This is a genomic window from Vibrio sp. 2-Bac 85, from assembly GCF_037546705.1.
In the GTDB taxonomy this organism is placed as follows: domain Bacteria; phylum Pseudomonadota; class Gammaproteobacteria; order Enterobacterales; family Psychromonadaceae; genus Psychromonas.
The window spans coordinates 1-546 of sequence record NZ_JALAAB010000055.1; the positions used below are offsets into that span (position 1 = coordinate 1).

Genomic DNA, 546 nt, shown 5'->3' on the forward strand with positions numbered 1-546 from the left:
GAAGCCACGGTTAATGTCACTGTGGATGCGGTTAATGATTTAACCATTGTAGCTAACGATACCGCGACGACTAACGAAGATGCCGCGATTGATATCGATGTGCTTGCAAATGATGATGACTCAACCGATGGCACTGCTGCAGCGATCTCACCAGTAGAAAGCGTGACTCAAGGCGCTAATGGTTCAGTCTCAATCAACGCCGATGGCACGGTGAAATACACCCCGAATGCAGACTTTAACGGCACGGATAGCTTTACTTATACCAACGAAGAAGGCCAAGAAGCCACGGTTAATGTCACGGTGGATGCCGTGAACGACCTTACGGTTGTGACTAACGATACCGCGACGACTAACGAAGATGCAGCGATTGATATCGATGTGCTTGCAAATGATGATGACTCAACCGATGGTACTGACGCAGCGATCTCGCCAGTAGCCTCTGTTACCCAAGGTAGTAACGGTTCAGTAGTAGTTAATGCCGATGGCACGGTGAAATACACACCAAATGCTGACTTTAACGGCACGGATAGCTTTACTTATACCAAT

General features: G+C 48.0%; 1 protein-coding gene. It reads left to right on the forward strand.

All coding sequences use genetic code 11. The annotated features are described in order from the left end of the window. On the forward strand, nt 1-546 hold a 546-nt coding region (locus MT390_RS19715), incomplete at both ends, for an Ig-like domain-containing protein (RefSeq protein ID WP_499442913.1).